The organism is Pseudomonas sp. S60 (genome assembly GCF_016647865.1).
GTDB lineage: Bacteria > Pseudomonadota > Gammaproteobacteria > Pseudomonadales > Pseudomonadaceae > Aquipseudomonas > Aquipseudomonas parafulva.
Map to the genome: position 1 here is coordinate 16,205 of NZ_JACVVH010000034.1, position 14,176 is coordinate 30,380.

The 14,176-nt window shown below is 64.3% G+C and carries 15 protein-coding genes; 6 read left to right on the forward strand and 9 right to left on the reverse strand.

Going from position 1 to position 14,176, the window contains the following annotated elements; genetic code table 11:
* Positions 1-100 precede the first annotated feature (100 nt).
* The gene (locus IAE33_RS17275; protein WP_028633209.1) at positions 101-1,708 is read left to right on the forward strand and encodes an NAD(P)/FAD-dependent oxidoreductase; all 1,608 of its coding nucleotides are present in this window, start codon (positions 101-103) and stop codon (positions 1,706-1,708) included.
* Positions 1,709-1,797: 89 nt separating this feature from the next.
* Here the strand turns inward: IAE33_RS17275 and IAE33_RS17280 are convergent, their stop codons facing one another.
* The gene (locus tag IAE33_RS17280; protein ID WP_028633210.1) at positions 1,798-2,262 is read right to left on the reverse strand and encodes a glycine zipper 2TM domain-containing protein; all 465 of its coding nucleotides are present in this window, start codon (positions 2,260-2,262) and stop codon (positions 1,798-1,800) included.
* Between the two features lie 144 nt (positions 2,263-2,406).
* Between IAE33_RS17280 and IAE33_RS17285 the strand changes: the two genes are divergently transcribed.
* Positions 2,407-2,640, forward strand: a complete 234-nt coding sequence (locus IAE33_RS17285) for a hypothetical protein (RefSeq protein WP_028633211.1) — start codon at positions 2,407-2,409, stop codon at positions 2,638-2,640.
* 32 nt (positions 2,641-2,672) lie between these two features.
* On the opposite strand, the gene pdxH is transcribed toward IAE33_RS17285, so the two are convergent.
* The 5 genes from pdxH to dinG form a co-directional block, all read right to left on the reverse strand.
* On the reverse strand, positions 2,673-3,320 hold the full coding sequence (gene pdxH, locus IAE33_RS17290; protein WP_201164413.1) for a pyridoxamine 5'-phosphate oxidase: 648 nt from the start codon (positions 3,318-3,320) through the stop codon (positions 2,673-2,675).
* Between the two features lie 18 nt (positions 3,321-3,338).
* A complete protein-coding gene (locus IAE33_RS17295) occupies positions 3,339-4,328 on the reverse strand; it encodes an OmpA family protein (RefSeq protein ID WP_201164414.1) in 990 nt (329 codons plus the stop codon).
* 99 nt (positions 4,329-4,427) lie between these two features.
* Complete coding sequence (locus IAE33_RS17300; protein WP_201164415.1) at positions 4,428-5,573, reverse strand: serine hydrolase domain-containing protein; 1,146 nt, start codon at positions 5,571-5,573, stop codon at positions 4,428-4,430.
* Positions 5,574-5,645: 72 nt separating this feature from the next.
* Complete coding sequence (locus tag IAE33_RS17305; RefSeq protein ID WP_201164416.1) at positions 5,646-7,883, reverse strand: beta-galactosidase; 2,238 nt, start codon at positions 7,881-7,883, stop codon at positions 5,646-5,648.
* An 80-nt stretch (positions 7,884-7,963) separates the two neighbouring features.
* The gene (gene dinG / locus IAE33_RS17310; protein ID WP_201164417.1) at positions 7,964-10,108 is read right to left on the reverse strand and encodes an ATP-dependent DNA helicase DinG; all 2,145 of its coding nucleotides are present in this window, start codon (positions 10,106-10,108) and stop codon (positions 7,964-7,966) included.
* 98 nt (positions 10,109-10,206) lie between these two features.
* On the opposite strand from dinG, the gene IAE33_RS17315 reads away from it, so the two are divergent.
* On the forward strand, positions 10,207-10,671 hold the full coding sequence (locus IAE33_RS17315; protein WP_201164418.1) for a CopD family protein: 465 nt from the start codon (positions 10,207-10,209) through the stop codon (positions 10,669-10,671).
* Positions 10,672-10,683: 12 nt separating this feature from the next.
* On the opposite strand, the gene IAE33_RS17320 is transcribed toward IAE33_RS17315, so the two are convergent.
* From IAE33_RS17320 to IAE33_RS17330, 3 genes are all read right to left on the reverse strand, one after another.
* Complete coding sequence (locus IAE33_RS17320; protein ID WP_201164419.1) at positions 10,684-11,442, reverse strand: collagen-like protein; 759 nt, start codon at positions 11,440-11,442, stop codon at positions 10,684-10,686.
* Positions 11,435-11,710 carry a DUF1145 domain-containing protein gene (locus tag IAE33_RS17325; protein ID WP_028633219.1) on the reverse strand — a complete coding sequence of 92 codons (276 nt, stop codon included), beginning with the start codon at positions 11,708-11,710 and terminating at the stop codon, positions 11,435-11,437. Before IAE33_RS17325 ends, IAE33_RS17320 begins: the two co-directional genes overlap by 8 nt.
* A 144-nt stretch (positions 11,711-11,854) precedes the next feature.
* Positions 11,855-12,559, reverse strand: a complete 705-nt coding sequence (locus tag IAE33_RS17330) for an OmpA family protein (protein WP_201164420.1) — start codon at positions 12,557-12,559, stop codon at positions 11,855-11,857.
* Positions 12,560-12,719: 160 nt separating this feature from the next.
* Between IAE33_RS17330 and IAE33_RS17335 the strand changes: the two genes are divergently transcribed.
* The 3 genes from IAE33_RS17335 to IAE33_RS17345 are packed head-to-tail and all read left to right on the forward strand — an operon-like array spanning position 12,720 to position 14,172.
* Entirely contained in the window at positions 12,720-13,214 is a 495-nt protein-coding gene (locus IAE33_RS17335; protein WP_201164421.1) for a DUF6231 family protein, read from the forward strand.
* Between the two features lie 2 nt (positions 13,215-13,216).
* Positions 13,217-13,693, forward strand: a complete 477-nt coding sequence (locus tag IAE33_RS17340) for a YchJ family protein (protein ID WP_028633222.1) — start codon at positions 13,217-13,219, stop codon at positions 13,691-13,693.
* Positions 13,694-13,695: 2 nt separating this feature from the next.
* Positions 13,696-14,172 (forward strand): LEA type 2 family protein, encoded by a 477-nt coding sequence (locus IAE33_RS17345; RefSeq protein ID WP_201164422.1) that lies wholly within the window; start codon positions 13,696-13,698, stop codon positions 14,170-14,172.
* The last annotated feature ends 4 nt before the right edge of the window (positions 14,173-14,176 follow it).

The following is a 14,176-nucleotide window of genomic DNA, read 5'->3' on the forward strand; positions in this document are numbered from 1 at the left end:
CGGGTGCTTTAAACCTGCCAGTCAGGGCGGCTAACAGCTTATACTTGGCGGTTTGTGTTAAGCCGCCGGCCGCCCAATGGCCGGGATACTGGACCCTGCCATGCTACGAATCACCGAACTGAAGCTGCCCCTGGACCACCCCGACGAAGCGCTGCGCGAGGCCATTGTCCAGCGCCTGGGCATTGCCGACGCGCAGTTGCTCAGCTTCAACCTGTTCAAGCGCAGCTACGATGCACGCAAGAAAAACAGCGAGCTGCTGTTCATCTACACCATCGACCTGCACGCCAGCAACGAAGACGAACTGCTGGCCAGGTTCGCTGACGATCGCAACATCACTGTCGCACCCGACGTCACCTACAAGTACGTGGGCCAGGCGCCGGCCAACCTGCCGCAACGTCCAATCGTGGTCGGGTTTGGCCCCTGCGGCATTTTCGCGGGCCTGTTGCTGGCACAGATGGGCTTCAAGCCGATCATTCTCGAGCGTGGCAAGGAAGTGCGCCAGCGCACCAAGGACACCTGGGGCCTGTGGCGTAAAAGTGTGCTCAACCCCGAGTCCAACGTGCAATTCGGCGAAGGTGGCGCCGGTACCTTCTCCGACGGCAAGCTGTACAGCCAGATCAAAGACCCGCAGCACCACGGCCGCAAGGTGCTGGAAGAGTTCGTCAAAGCCGGTGCACCGGACGAGATCCTGTATATTAACAAGCCCCACATCGGCACGTTCCGGCTCACCGGCATGGTCGAGCAGATGCGTCAGGAAATGATCGCGCTGGGTGCCGAAGTACGCTTCGAACAGAAGGTCACCGACCTGCTTAGCGAAGGCGACCAGCTGACCGGCGTGGTACTGGAAAGCGGTGAGCAGCTGCACGCCCGCCATGTCGTTCTGGCGCTGGGCCATAGTGCGCGCGATACGTTCCGCATGCTGCACGCAAAGGGCGTGTTCATGGAAGCCAAGCCATTCTCGGTAGGCTTTCGTATCGAGCACCCGCAAACCCTGATCGACAAGGCTCGGCTGGGCAAGTATGCCGGCCACCCGAAGCTGGGTGCAGCCGACTACAAGCTGGTGTACCACGCCAAGAATGGCCGTTCTGTCTACAGCTTCTGCATGTGCCCGGGCGGCACCGTGGTAGCGGCCACCAGCGAACCGGGCCGCGTGGTCACCAACGGCATGAGCCAGTACTCGCGTAACGAGCGCAATGCCAACTCGGGTATCGTCGTGGGCATCGACCCCGAGCGCGATTACCCGGGCGGCCCCCTGGCCGGTATCGAACTGCAGGAGCGCCTGGAAGCCCACGCCTACGTGATGGGCGGCAGCAACTACCAGGCCCCGGCGCAGCTGGTGGGGGACTTTGTCGCAGGCCGCCCATCGACCGCGCTGGGCAGCGTAGAGCCGTCCTATAAGCCGGGTGTCACATTGGGCGACCTTGCCCCCAGCCTGCCAGCGTTCGCCATCGAGGCTATCCGCGAGGCGTTGCCGGCGTTCGACCGGCAGATCAAAGGCTACAACCTGCACGACGCCGTGCTCACCGGCATCGAGACGCGGACCTCGTCACCGCTGCGCATCACCCGTGACGAACGCTTCCAGAGCCTGAACATGAAGGGGCTGTTCCCGGCAGGTGAAGGCGCAGGTTATGCAGGCGGCATTCTGTCGGCAGGCGTCGACGGGATTCGTATTGCCGAGGCAGTTGCCCGGGATATGCTTGGCCTCTAACAAGGTTTCGCGCGCGGCTGCCCTTTAGCAGGCAGAAAAAAACCCCGACTGGCCCATGCCAGCTCGGGGTTTTTACTGCGTGCCGCTCGTCAGTGGGATACGCGGCTGGTGCCATCAACGGTCATGATGCGGACCCGGTCACCCACACGGAAGATTTCGTTTTCCTGCACGGCCTGTACATAGGCACGCATGCTGCCGTCGTCTTCACGCACGGTGATTTCTACACCCTGGGTGCGCGTAATGCCTTCTTCGGCGGCAGAGCCAGCAAGGCCACCCGCCACAGCACCGATAACGGCCGCTACGATACTGCCGCGCCCACCGCCCACGGCGCTACCGGCCAGGCCACCGACAACGGCGCCAGCGCCGCCGCCGATTGGGGTCTTGGTGCCTTCGATCTTGACGGGGCGCAGCGATTCGATGGTGCCCATACGCACGGTTTGAACACGGCGGGCTTCGTCGCGCGAATAGCTGTCACCGCTCAGGCTTGAGGCACAGCCACCCAGCAGCAACGACATGGTGGTAAAGGTCGCCAACAGCAAAGCGGATTTACGCATGGGTACAATCTCCAGAGGTCAGGTGTTCATTAGACGCTGCACGTTGACGGCTGTCACGACGCAAACGTCATAAAATTGTTTTCATTCAGCTGGCGTACAGACGCACCGCTGCATGCAGCCATTCAATTCAGACCAAGGATAGCCATGGATTACTTCATCGTCGTGGTCGCCACCGTTGCGGGGCTGTATTTCCATGGGTGGTTGTACGTGCGCATGCGCCGCTGGATGGACCGCGACCTGGCGCTGTCGCTGGCCGGCACGGACCCGCAAAAGCAGGCGTACATGCTGCAAAGGTTGCAGCAGGCACGCGTGGAGAAGGTGAAGCGCAAGCAGCTGGCCGGGTGGCTGCAACGTGAGGCGGCCGCCTACCCCGGCTGAGCTGACGAGGGGCCGCCATGCAGCCCTGGGCATCAGGGCGCCAGGCGCTCCCGCAGCCATTGCCCGTCGACACTGCGGTAGTTCAAGCGGTCGTGCAACCGGCTTGCACGCCCTTGCCAGAACTCGATTCGCTCCGGCAGAAGGCGGTACCCGCCCCAGTGTTCCGGGCAATGGGGCTGGGTGTCGGAAAAGCGCGCTTCGGTGCCCTTGACCAGGGCCTCCAGAGCCTCACGGCCAGCAATGACCTGGCTCTGAGGCGAGGCCCAGGCCCCCAGGCGACTGCCCAGGGGGCGCACCTGGTAATAGTCGTCGGACTCCTTGGCCGTTACCTTCTCGACCCGGCCTTCAATACGCACCTGGCGCTCCAGCGCCGGCCAGAAGAAGGTCATCGCCGCAAACGGGTTTTGCCGCAGTTGCTGCCCCTTGGCACTGTCGTAGTTGGTGAAGAAGGTGAAACCGCGCTCGTCCAGCCCTTTCAACAGCAACACCCGGCAATGCGGGCGCCCCTCACCGTCCACCGTGGCCAGGGTCATGGCATTGGCCTCGACAGGCGCCTGTTCGGTTTTTACCGCGTCGCCGAACCATTGGTGAAACAAGGCAAAAGGCTCCGCGGGGGCCTGGGCCTCGGCCAGGCCATCACGGGTGTAGTCGCGGCGCATATCGGCCAGGGTTTGGGTCATTGCTGCGTTCCTTGACGATCAGTTGGTCTTCGCAGGGCTGTTGGCAGCTACTTTCTTGTCGGTGGTAGCTTTTTTGGCCACCGGCTTGGCCGGGGCGGCTTTTTTCTTGGCGGGTGCTTTGGCAGACGCCTTGGCCTTGGCTGCTGGCTTCTTGGCCGCGGCCTTGGTTGCGCTCTTGGCCGCAGGCTTGCTCTCGGCCGCCTTGCTAATCGGGGCCTTGGCATCCTGCGCCGCGACCATGGACGCCGGCGCCGGTGCCGGGGTTGCCTGCTGATATTTGGTCAGCAGTGCGACCATGGTGTTTTGCGGGGTAAGCAGCATTTCCACACGGCGGTTGAGGGCGCGGCCTTCTGCACTGTCGTTGGCGGCACGCGGCATCACCGAACCCATGCCCTTGAGAATCAACCGATCACGCTGCAACCCGCTGAGGCGGAAGATGGCAGACACGGAAGCAGCGCGTTCCAGGCTAAGCTTCTGGTTGGCTACTGGCACACCGCTGGTATCGGCATGGCCCAGGACCAGCACGGCTGTCTTGGGGTCACCTTCCACCGTCTTGGCCACGCGGGTGATCGGCCCCAGGGTCATAGGCAGCAGCATGTTCGGGCGGTCCGGGTTGTAGGAGCCGTCCACCGGCAGCGTCACGGCCAGCACGTTGTCGCGCCGCTCCAGCTCCAGCTTGCTGTCCTTGATCGCCTCGCGCAGTTTGGGCTCGTACTCGTCCAGCCAGGCCTGGGTGGCCTTCTGGTCGATCTTCGGCACCACCGGGCCCTCTGCCTGTTTTTCTTCGCTGCCAAACGGCCACCACCAACGGCTGCCGCTGCTGGACTTGGCGTCAGCCTTGGCCACATTCTCGGTGACCGCCTGCTTCACTTCCTGGTCGGCGACCTTGTCCGAACCGAACGGCCACCAGCTCGAACTGGCACTTTTGGCGGTGCCCTGGGATTGGCTGGCGCAACCGGTAACAGCGGCCAGGCACAGGGCGAGTGCTAAGGTTTTATGTGAAGACATCAGCGATACACCATGAATTAGAAAGAAATTTTGCCCACACTCTTCAGGCATTGGCATTGAGGATAGTCAAAGAGCCTGGGCAATACTCGCATTACCCGATCAAAGGCATTGCGCAAGTACCCGCACCAGTTTCTGCGCCCGCGGGTCCATCAACACGTAGGGCCCCAGGGTGTTGACGACGAACCCGAAGGCTACATCATGTTCAGGGTCGGCAAACCCCACCGAGCCGCCGGCACCCGGGTGGCCAAAGGCGCGGGCACCCAGGCCGAAGGTGGCGTTGGCCACCTGGGGCTGATCGAGCATGCAGCCCAGGCCAAAGCGCGTCTGGGTGAGCAGGGTGCGGTCCTGGCCCAGGCTGTGCTGGCGGGTAAGCTCGTCAAGCAACTCGGACTCCAGCAGGCTGCCGTCCAGCAAGCCCGCATAAAACCCGGCGAGGCTTCGTGCGTTACCGTGGCCATTGGCGGCCGGCTGCTGCATGCGCCGCCATTCCGGCTTGTTGGTACTGGTAAGGATGGCCGGGGGGTTGGTGAAGGCGCGGGTCGACAACGCGTGTGGTTCGCGCAGGGTTACCTGCAGCAGCCGCTGCGCCGCTTCGTCGCCCGGGTTGCCCTTGCCTCGGGCGATGTGGGCCACCCGCTCGAACTCCTGGTCATCCAGGCCAACATGGAAATCCAGGCCCAGGGGGCGAGCCGTGCGCGCTACGATCGAATCACCCGGCGCGCGCCCGTCTGCGCGGCGGATCAGCTCACCGATCAGCCACCCGTAGGTGATGGCCGCATAGCCGTGCTCGGTACCCGGCACCCACCAGGGCTCCTCTCTGGCCAACACATCGACCATGGCCTGCCAGTCGTACAGCGCCTCGGCAGGCAGCACCTCACGGATAGCAGGCAGCCCGGCCCGGTGGCTGAGCAATTGGCGCAGGGTAATCGCCTGCTTGCCAGCCTGGGCAAATTCAGGCCAGTAATTGGCGACCGGTGCATCAAGGTCGAGCTTGCCCTCGCCCACCAATTGCAAGGCCGTGACAGCGGTGAAGGTCTTGGTGCATGAAAACAGGTTGGCGATGGTGTCACTGTGCCAGGCCTGCTGCCCGTCCCTGTCGGCAGTGCCCGCCCACAGGTCCACGACCGTCTCGCCACCCACCTGGATGCACAGCGCGGCACCCCGCTCCTGGGGGTCGTCGAACAGGGCGGCGAACGCCTCGCGCACCGCTTCGAACTTCAGTTCATAGTGACCCTGGATCTGCACCCGCTGTTCTCCGTACGGCACATTGCGAAAATGGCGTGCATTGTTTCAGTAGTTGGGCGTTTTGCAAACCGGTCACTGCGCCTTGGGTTTCTCCAGGTGCCCACGCAACTGGGCCAAGGCCTCCAGGTTGCTCCTGCGCGCCGCCTCGACAAAGCCCGGGTAGGCCACGTCGGTAATGGCGACCAGCCCCAGATGACCGTTTTCACCATCAAGCAGCCGCCCGCTGGCGGGCTGGTCCAGGTACTGGAACCAGTGTGCGCCCACGATCATCGGCTGGCTGAGGGCAGCCTTGAGGAAACGACCGTAGGCGGGGCCACGGTCCTCTTCGCGCACCACTTCCAGCGGGCCTGGCCAGAACGGGCCGCGATCACGCGAGCCGAACTGGAATTCCGAGACCAGTACCGGCTTGTCCAGCTCGGCCAGGTGGGCGAAGTCGTAACCATCCTGCGGCTGGAGCGTATAGAAATTGAAGCTGAGCACGTCGCAGAACTCGGCACAGGCTTTCACCGCCTCTGGTGTACTCACCGCAAAACGGCCGCCCAGCAACAGGTGGTTGGGCGCGTGCCATTTCAACGAGTCGGAAATGGTCTTGAAGTAGGTTTCGGCAAATACCTGCTGGAAGTACTGGTAGTCACGCTCGATTTCCGGGTGCTCCGGGCTGGGCAATGGCCCCTCGAAACCCGGGTCTTCCATCAGTTCCCAGGCGCTCAACTCAATGCCCCACGCCTTGGACAGGCCCTCCTGGTTGCGGTACTTGTCGCGCAACTGCTTGAGAAACGCACGCTTGGCCGGCACGTCGGTGGTCAGGCGCAAGGTGCCGTAGGCCAGCCCATAGCGTGCTTTGGGGTCGGCGCCGGGGGCTGCCCAGGCCAGCTCGTTGTCGGCGAAGTAGCCGACCAGCCAAGGGTCGTCGCGGTGATCCCGGGCAGCGATGGCGACCGCACGCTCGGTGGCCATGGCGAAACGGGGGTCGAACGGGTCCGGCATGCTGCCCCACCAGTCCATGCCGGTGCTGATGCTGGCGTAATCCCCAACGATCGACAGCGGCAGGGTGTAAGGCATGCGCTCGGCCTCGATCAACGCCGGGTCGCTCCAGTTGCCCAGGGTGTTGAAGCCCCATGCCTGGAGCCGGTCCAGTGCATGGCCCTGCCAGCGGGCAGCATCCCGTGCGGCGGGTGGGCAGTTGGCCGGTTGCTCAGCCCCGGTGGGCGGGCATGGCTTGCCGTAAGTGCGTTGCAGGTTGGCCGCGTAAAAGTCAAACCAGCGCCCTTTCTTGAAGTTGCGCCCCGCTGAAGAAGCATTGCCATCGTCGTTGTTGCCTTCGCCATAGAAGGCAGCAAGCAGGCTGCCGGCCTCAGGCAAGCCCTTGAACATGCCCTCACGGCCCTGCACATAGGTTCGCCCGCCGTCCGCAGCCACGGCGTTGACACCCAGCGAATAGAACGGGTGGCCTTGCGGCGTTACCAGGTACCAGCGCCCATCGCGTTTTTCAGTGCGGAAAAACCCTTTGGCCTCGAATGCCTGCCCCGCCATCAGCCCGCCGAAATCATCCAGTGGCTGCTTGCCACGCTCTGCCAGCCAGGCCTTCAACTGCTGCTGTTCACGGCCATCGGCTGCCTTGAGCTGGTCGTCGTTGGCGACCTTTTCTGGCCAGTTGGCGCGGGTAGACTGCCCATAGCTGTCGATCAGGTCACGGTAGGCGGCCTGATACGCCTGGTCGTCATCCTGAATGCCGACGCGCTCGATCAACAGGCTCTGGGCCACCTTGGGGCCGGGAATGCTCAGGCTGACCGACGCCACCTGCTTGAGGTCGAGTGCACCCGCACTGCTGGCCAGCAGCAGGCGCTGGCCGCCAAAGTTCCACGGCATGGGCGGGCCGGCGCGCATACCCTGGCTCGATGGCGAGCTGGCGGCCAGCGGCACCATCACGGTTTGCGCAGGCCCTGCGGGCACGTCAATCCTGCTCGTCAGCGTACGGCCATCGCTGCCTTGCACGGTCACATCCACAGTCAGCGCCCAATCCATGCCACTTTGCAGGCGCAACGTCAGCCAGCGCCCGGCGGACCAGTCCCACACGCCGCTCTGCGGGCTCAAGCGCAGGGTCGGCCGCTCGGCCGGGTTGAATACCACCCGCCGCAACACCTCACCGCCCGCCGTCTGCTCGGCGTTGTACTGTGGCAGGCCGGCATCCACCGTCGCAACATTCACCACCGAGGCCGGGCGCACGAAACTGAACAGCGTCTGCTGTCCCGCCAGTAAAGGCGAACTGAACAACAGGGCGAAAACAGCAGGCAGGGTGCGGCGGACCATAGGGATGGGTCTCTCCTTCAGGGCCCTCATGGCCCACGACTGAGTAAATGGACAACGTGCCGGCGCAAGTGCTCCAGCTGTCAGCAAATCTCCCGCCTGAACGGCGGCAGCGCATTGAGAATAGCCTTGCCATAGCGCTGGGTAACCAGGCGCCGGTCAAGCAAGGTGATGATGCCGCGGTCCTGTTCAGTGCGCAGCAACCGGCCGCAGGCCTGGATCAGGCGCAACGACGCATCGGGTACGGCGATTTCCATGAACGGGTTGCCACCACGGGCCTCGATCCACTCCGCCAAGGCGGCCTCTACCGGGTCATCCGGTACAGCAAACGGGATCTTGGCAATAACCACGTGCTCGCAATAGGCGCCCGGCAAGTCCACCCCTTCGGCAAAGCTGGCCAGCCCGAACAGCACACTGTGCTGACCGTCGTCGACCCGCGCCTTGTGCTTGTTGAGGGTTTCCTGCTTGGACAGGTTGCCCTGGATGAGTACCAGCTTGCGCCAGTCCCGGTCCAGGCCATCGAACACGTCCTGCATCTGTTTGCGGGAAGAGAACAGCACCAGCGCGCCGCGCGCGTCTTCGACGATGTTGGGCAGTTCACGGATGATGGCGGCGGTGTGGGCCGCGGCATCCCGGGGGTCGGCCTTGAGGTCCGGCACCCGCAGCAGGCCGGCATCGCCATGCACGAACGGGCTGGGCACCACGCAACTGACGGCATCGCGTGGCAACCCGGAACGCATGCGGAAGCGGTCGAACTTGCCCAGCGCAGTCAGCGTCGCCGAAGTGACCAGTGCGCCATGGGCGACGTTCCACAGGTTGCGGCGCAGCATCTCGGCCGCCAGGATGGGGCTGGCGTTGACCTCGATATCGAACAGCGCACCGGTTTCGGCCAGGGTCAGCCAGCGCGCCATCGGCGGGCTGTCCTCCGGATCTTCGGCGGTGAACGCCGTCCACAGTTCCCAGTTGCCCTGGGCACGGGTTTGAAGGCTGCCGAACAGCGGGTACCACTCTTCGGCCTGGTGACTGGCAATGCCGATGCTCACCTCCCCCCCCATGCCTTCCTTGAGCAGGTCAGTCAGGCGAGTGAACAGGTCGTTGAGGCGGCTGAAGCCCTTTTTCAGCTCCACCCCCACCTCACGGATCTGCTCCGGCACCACCCCGCCCGGGAATCGATAACGCGGGCGCTCGCGCCCCTCGTTATCTTCGCCTGGGCGGAAGTCGGCAACCTGTTCGCACAGGGTGAACATGAACTGCTGCTGGGTGCGGATTTCCCGGGCAAGCTCGGGCACCTGCTCGATCAACTTGCCCAGGTCGCCCGGCAGCGGGTGCTGGGCCAGCAGCTTGGTCAGGTTCTTGGCCGTCTGTTCCAGCCAGTCGGCGGTGGAGCGCAGGCGCGAATAATGGGCAAAGTGGCCGATGGCCTTGTCGGGCAGGTGGTGGCCTTCGTCGAACACGTACATAGTGTCGCGCGGGGCAGGTAGCACCGCCCCGCCGCCCAGCGCGAGGTCGGCCAGGACCATGTCATGGTTGGTGACGATGACATCCACCTTGCCCATGCCCTCGCGCGCCTTGTAGAAGACGCACTGCTGGAAGTTGGGGCAGTGGCGGCCGGTGCACTGGCTGTGGTCGGTGGTAAGCCGCGCCCAGTCTTCGTCTTCCAGGGTTTCGGGCCAGCTGTCGCGGTCACCATCCCAGCGGTTGCCGGCCAGCTTCTCGATCATGCTGTTGAACAGCTTCAGGCTGCGCTCATCAACGTCGATACGAAAGCCTTCTTCTTCGAGCAACTGGGCCTGGGATGTCTGTGCGTGGCCCTCTTGCACCAGGATGTCCAGCTTGGACAGGCACAGGTAGCGGCCACGCCCCTTGGCCAGGGCGAAGCTGAAGTTCAGCCCGCTGTTGCGCATGAGGTCGGGCAGGTCCTTGAAGACGATCTGCTCCTGCAGCGCCACGGTGGCGGTAGCGATGACCAGGCGCTTGCCGGCCGCCTTGGCTGCCGGTATGGCCGCGAGGCTGTAGGCGACTGTTTTGCCGGTACCGGTACCCGCTTCCACGGCCACGACGGCAGGCTCGCCGGCACGGCGGCCTTCATCGTCGCAGGCGATGTCGCCGAGGACCTTGGCCACTTCGGCGATCATCAGGCGCTGACCGTAGCGTGGCTTGAGGCTCTTGGCTTCGAGAAAACGCGTATAGGCGCCCTGGATGGTGGCTTTGAGTTCGTTGCTGATCATGGTCTGCAGGCGCCCGGAGGGCTGGATATATTTTCAGTGTTGCGCATTGGGCGGCTATCATACCCCGCTCTTGCCCTTTATGCCGCATGGAGATCCGGATGGCCGCCTTTGCCCTGCCCTACACATTGCATGTTCTGGCTGCCCTGATATGGGTCGGCGGCATGTTCTTCGCCTGGCTGGTGCTGCGCCCTGCAACGGTTGCAGCCCTGGAAGGGCCTGCGCGGCTGCGCCTGTGGGTGGAAGTTTTCCGACGCTTCTTCGGCTGGGTCTGGGTGGCTGTGGCGGTTTTGGCGATAACAGGTGTTGGCATGTTGCACATGCGCTTCAACGGCTTCGAAACCGCCCCACGCTACATTCAGGTAATGATAGGCGGCGGCATCGTCATGTTCGCCCTGTTTCTGCGTATACAAGCCCTGCTGTTGCCGGAGCTTAAAAACGCTGTGCAAGCCCAGGACTGGGCCACCGGTGCAGCGGTGCTGGGGCGGATCAGGCGGATGGTGGGCGTGAACCTGTTGCTGGGCCTTGCCGTGGTGGCAGTGGCCAGCGCCCGCCTGATGCCCTGAGCGCGGCGCCGGTTACAGCCGCTGCAGGATCAGCTCCCCGGCGGCGCCAGCCAGGCCCGGCTGGCCCGCTTGCCCAGCCCGCCCGCTGGCGCCCGCTGCGGTGCGGTAGACCAGGCAACCTTTGCTGGCACCGCCTTTGCCCGCCTTGCCCGCGTCGCCGGCCTTGCCCGGTGCACCGCCATCGAGCCGCACCACAATGCGCTCCTGGGGGAAGCTTTGCGGCACGCTCAGGCGCACACGCCCGCCAGGCGCCCCGTCATGCCCGTTACCGCCATCGTCGCCGTTGAAACCGCGGCTGGCCTGCCCCCACGTGCAACCACCCGCTTGCCCATTGGCACCATCGAGCCCCGCATAACCAGGCGCACCTGCGCCACCGCGGGCGTCGATGGCCAACTGCTCCGCTTCCACCTCCGCCAGTTTCAGGTCCAGGCCGCGGCCAGAACGTGCCGCACGCTGGTAGCTGCCCGCAGCCCCCGGCGCACTGAACTCGCTGCCGGCCTCAAGGCTTGCATTGGCAGCCTCGATCAGCAACGGGCTGTCTGACGGCGCAATGGCGATGCGTGCGTCACGCCCAAGCTCCAGCCTGTCCACTTTCAACTCGGCCAGGGTCGCGGGCAACATCAGGGTAGCGCCGTCGCCCACCCGTAGCTGGTCCAGGTGAACGCTGGCCGATTTGGTCGGCAGGCGCAGCATGGAATTGGCGCCCACCTCCAGGCTCTGGGCCTGCGCCAGGGGGGTAGCCAGCAGGGCAAGCAACATCAGATTACGCATTTCGTGGCGTCTCCTGCGCACGGGGGATGGACATGACATGGAATATACCGGTCAACAGGATTTGCAGGCGGTCGAACCAGCGGTGGCTGCGCCCGCGCAGGCTACCGTTGAAAAAGAGGACCTCAAGTACGTGCAGGCACAGCAGCAGGCCGCCCGCCGCGTTGATCAAGAGGTTCAGCGGCAAGGGCTGCGGTGCCATCTGATTGAACAGCACCACACCCCAGAAGGCGATTGTGAGGACCTTGCCCAGGCCCAGGAAGAACTTCATGCCTTGCCCCCATCGATGAGCGTCAGCCCCGGATGGCTGACTCGACCGCGCCAGGGCTCTACCTTAACTGCAACCCCCAATGCCGCGCCAGCAGGCGCAACACCGGGTACCCATGCCACGGAACGCGGCACGGGTGCCTACGGGCTAGCGCTCGATCTTGATTTCGGTACGGCGGTTCATGGCACGCCCTTCGGCAGTGGTGTTGTCCGCAACCGGCTGCGACTCACCGGCCCCCACGATCGACACGAAGCTGCTGCGCGGTATGCCGCTTTCAACCAGGTAGTCGGTCACCGAATGGGCCCGGCGCTCCGACAGTTTCTGGTTGTAGCTGTCCCTGCCCACGCTGTCGGTGTGGCCGCTGACGCTCAGGCGAGCGGAAGGCGCTTCCTGCTTCAGGCGGGTGGCGATGGTGTTGAGGCGTTGCTTGTCGGCCGGCGTCAGGCGCGCAGAATCAAATTCGAAGTGCACGTCGCGGATGACGATGACCTCTTCCTTGGCCACCACCACCTCTTCCACCACCACCGCCTCAGGCTGCGGCGGCGGTGGGGGGCAGCCGTTGGCGTCCACCTGCACGCCACGCGGTGTGCCTGGGCACTTGTCGCGGCTGTCAGGCACACCATCACCGTCTTCGTCACCGTCACCATGAGCCCAGCAATAGCCGGCTGCCAGGCCACCGCCCAGCAGTGCCCCCCAGCCGGCCCAGCTGGAGCTTTCGATGGCGCCCAGCGCTGCGCCGCCCACGCCTCCGACGGCCGCACACTTGGGCCAGTCGGTCTTCTGCAACCCTGCGCAACCCGTCAGCACGCTGGTGAGCAGGATCAAGGGTACCGCTGTGCGTACTATGCTCATCTCATCGCCTCTCCTTAGTGGGAACCGGCATAACGCCGACCTGTGGGAGTAAAGACGGTGCATGCCAACCCTGCCACCAATCCGCCATCGCGCTTGCATGCAGCCCTTTGCCGACGCGCCCTGGCCCGCTAGTCTTGGCCAACATGAAAGAGGATTGGCAATGACCGACGGTTTCTCGCAACGTACGCCGCAACAGGCCCTGGCCGCACTGCTCGAGCGCTTTACCCCGCAACGCCTGCTGCTGGTGGGCACCCGGTTCCCTGCCCTGGACGCCTTTATTCAGGCGCACCCGCAGGTCACCCTGGCCACGGCCACGCCCGGCCAACTGCCTGCCGCACTGGCCGCCCAGCGTTTCGACCTGGCGCTGCTGGTGGATTGCCTGGAGCACCTGCCCAAGCGAACCGGGCTGGAACTGCTGGGCGGCATCCGCAATCTCAACGCCAGCCGTGTGGCGGTACTGGCAGACCTTGCCGCCTGCGGTTGGCAAGATACCGACTTCTTCGCCCTGGCCCTGTCGGCCAGCGAGAAATTCTGCCGCGAGCAACAGGTGCTGAGCCTGTTCACCTATGATCTACACGATTACAAGCAGGTACCGGACTGGCTCAATGCACGGTTCTGGGCCAACCCTGAAAATTTCGGCAAGTACTGGTGGTGATAATGAGTGTTTCGGTCTGCCCATGCGGCAGTGGCAACCTGCTTGATGCCTGCTGCGGTCATTACCATGCTGGCACGCCGGCACCGGATGCCCAGGCGCTGATGCGCTCGCGCTATAGCGCTTATGTGCTGGGCCTGGTCGAGTACCTGGTGGCCACCACCCTGCCCGCCCAGCAGGCCGGGCTGGACCGTGCGGCCATGGCAGCCTGGAGCGCACAAAGCACTTGGCTGGGTCTGGAAGTGGAAAGCGCCGAGGTGCTGGGTGGCCAACCCGAGCATGCGTTCGTCACCTTCACCGCGCGCTGGCACGACCAGGCCGGCGACCACCAGCACCGTGAATGCTCCGCCTTCGTTCAGCACGACGGCCGCTGGTACTTCATCGACCCCACGGTGGGGCTCAAGGCCGGGCGCAACGACCCCTGCCCCTGCGCCAGCGGGCAGAAGTTCAAGAAGTGCTGCGCCAGTTACGTGGGTAGCTGAGCATGATGACGCGCATCCGCTTCATGCTGCTCTGCGGCCTGCTCTTGCTAGTGGGGGGCTGCGCCAGCTGGGGCGGCGCAGACTGGCGCGAACCACAGGTGCACCTGGTCAGGGTGGAAACGGTGAAAGCCCGCCTGCTGCAACAGGAATTCGTGTTGCATGTGCGGGTGGAAAACCCCAACGACAGCCGCCTGTTCATTCGCTCCGTCGAATACGCACTGCGCCTGAACGATGTTGTGCTCGCCCAGGATGAAGCCAGCCTATGGCGCAGCGTGGGCCCCCATGAACGGCGTACGTTCAAGATCACTGCCCGGACCAACCTGTGGCAGCACCTCAAGCCCTTGGCGAAAATGCTGAAAAGCGGGCGGCCCCTGCACTACAGCCTGCAGGCTGAACTGGCCACCGGCCTGCTCTTCCATCGGGACCTGCACTTGTCGCGCAGTGGTGAGATAATACCCGGCGATCATTACCCGGAGTAACCCA

Bases quoted from the DNA above. Each gene is read 5' to 3' on its own strand.
- IAE33_RS17315 (WP_201164418.1), top strand. From the start codon at position 10,207: ATGGCCGCCTTTGCCCTGCCCTACACATTGCATGTTCTGGCTGCCCTG.
- IAE33_RS17330 (WP_201164420.1), bottom strand. From the start codon at position 12,559: ATGAGCATAGTACGCACAGCGGTACCCTTGATCCTGCTCACCAGCGTG.
- IAE33_RS17320 (WP_201164419.1), bottom strand. From the start codon at position 11,442: ATGCGTAATCTGATGTTGCTTGCCCTGCTGGCTACCCCCCTGGCGCAG.
- IAE33_RS17335 (WP_201164421.1), top strand. From the start codon at position 12,720: ATGACCGACGGTTTCTCGCAACGTACGCCGCAACAGGCCCTGGCCGCA.
- IAE33_RS17325 (WP_028633219.1), bottom strand. From the start codon at position 11,710: ATGAAGTTCTTCCTGGGCCTGGGCAAGGTCCTCACAATCGCCTTCTGG.
- IAE33_RS17305 (WP_201164416.1), bottom strand. From the start codon at position 7,883: ATGGTCCGCCGCACCCTGCCTGCTGTTTTCGCCCTGTTGTTCAGTTCG.
- IAE33_RS17295 (WP_201164414.1), bottom strand. From the start codon at position 4,328: ATGTCTTCACATAAAACCTTAGCACTCGCCCTGTGCCTGGCCGCTGTT.
- IAE33_RS17340 (WP_028633222.1), top strand. From the start codon at position 13,217: ATGAGTGTTTCGGTCTGCCCATGCGGCAGTGGCAACCTGCTTGATGCC.
- IAE33_RS17275 (WP_028633209.1), top strand. From the start codon at position 101: ATGCTACGAATCACCGAACTGAAGCTGCCCCTGGACCACCCCGACGAA.
- dinG (WP_201164417.1), bottom strand. From the start codon at position 10,108: ATGATCAGCAACGAACTCAAAGCCACCATCCAGGGCGCCTATACGCGT.
- IAE33_RS17280 (WP_028633210.1), bottom strand. From the start codon at position 2,262: ATGCGTAAATCCGCTTTGCTGTTGGCGACCTTTACCACCATGTCGTTG.
- pdxH (WP_201164413.1), bottom strand. From the start codon at position 3,320: ATGACCCAAACCCTGGCCGATATGCGCCGCGACTACACCCGTGATGGC.
- IAE33_RS17345 (WP_201164422.1), top strand. From the start codon at position 13,696: ATGATGACGCGCATCCGCTTCATGCTGCTCTGCGGCCTGCTCTTGCTA.
- IAE33_RS17285 (WP_028633211.1), top strand. From the start codon at position 2,407: ATGGATTACTTCATCGTCGTGGTCGCCACCGTTGCGGGGCTGTATTTC.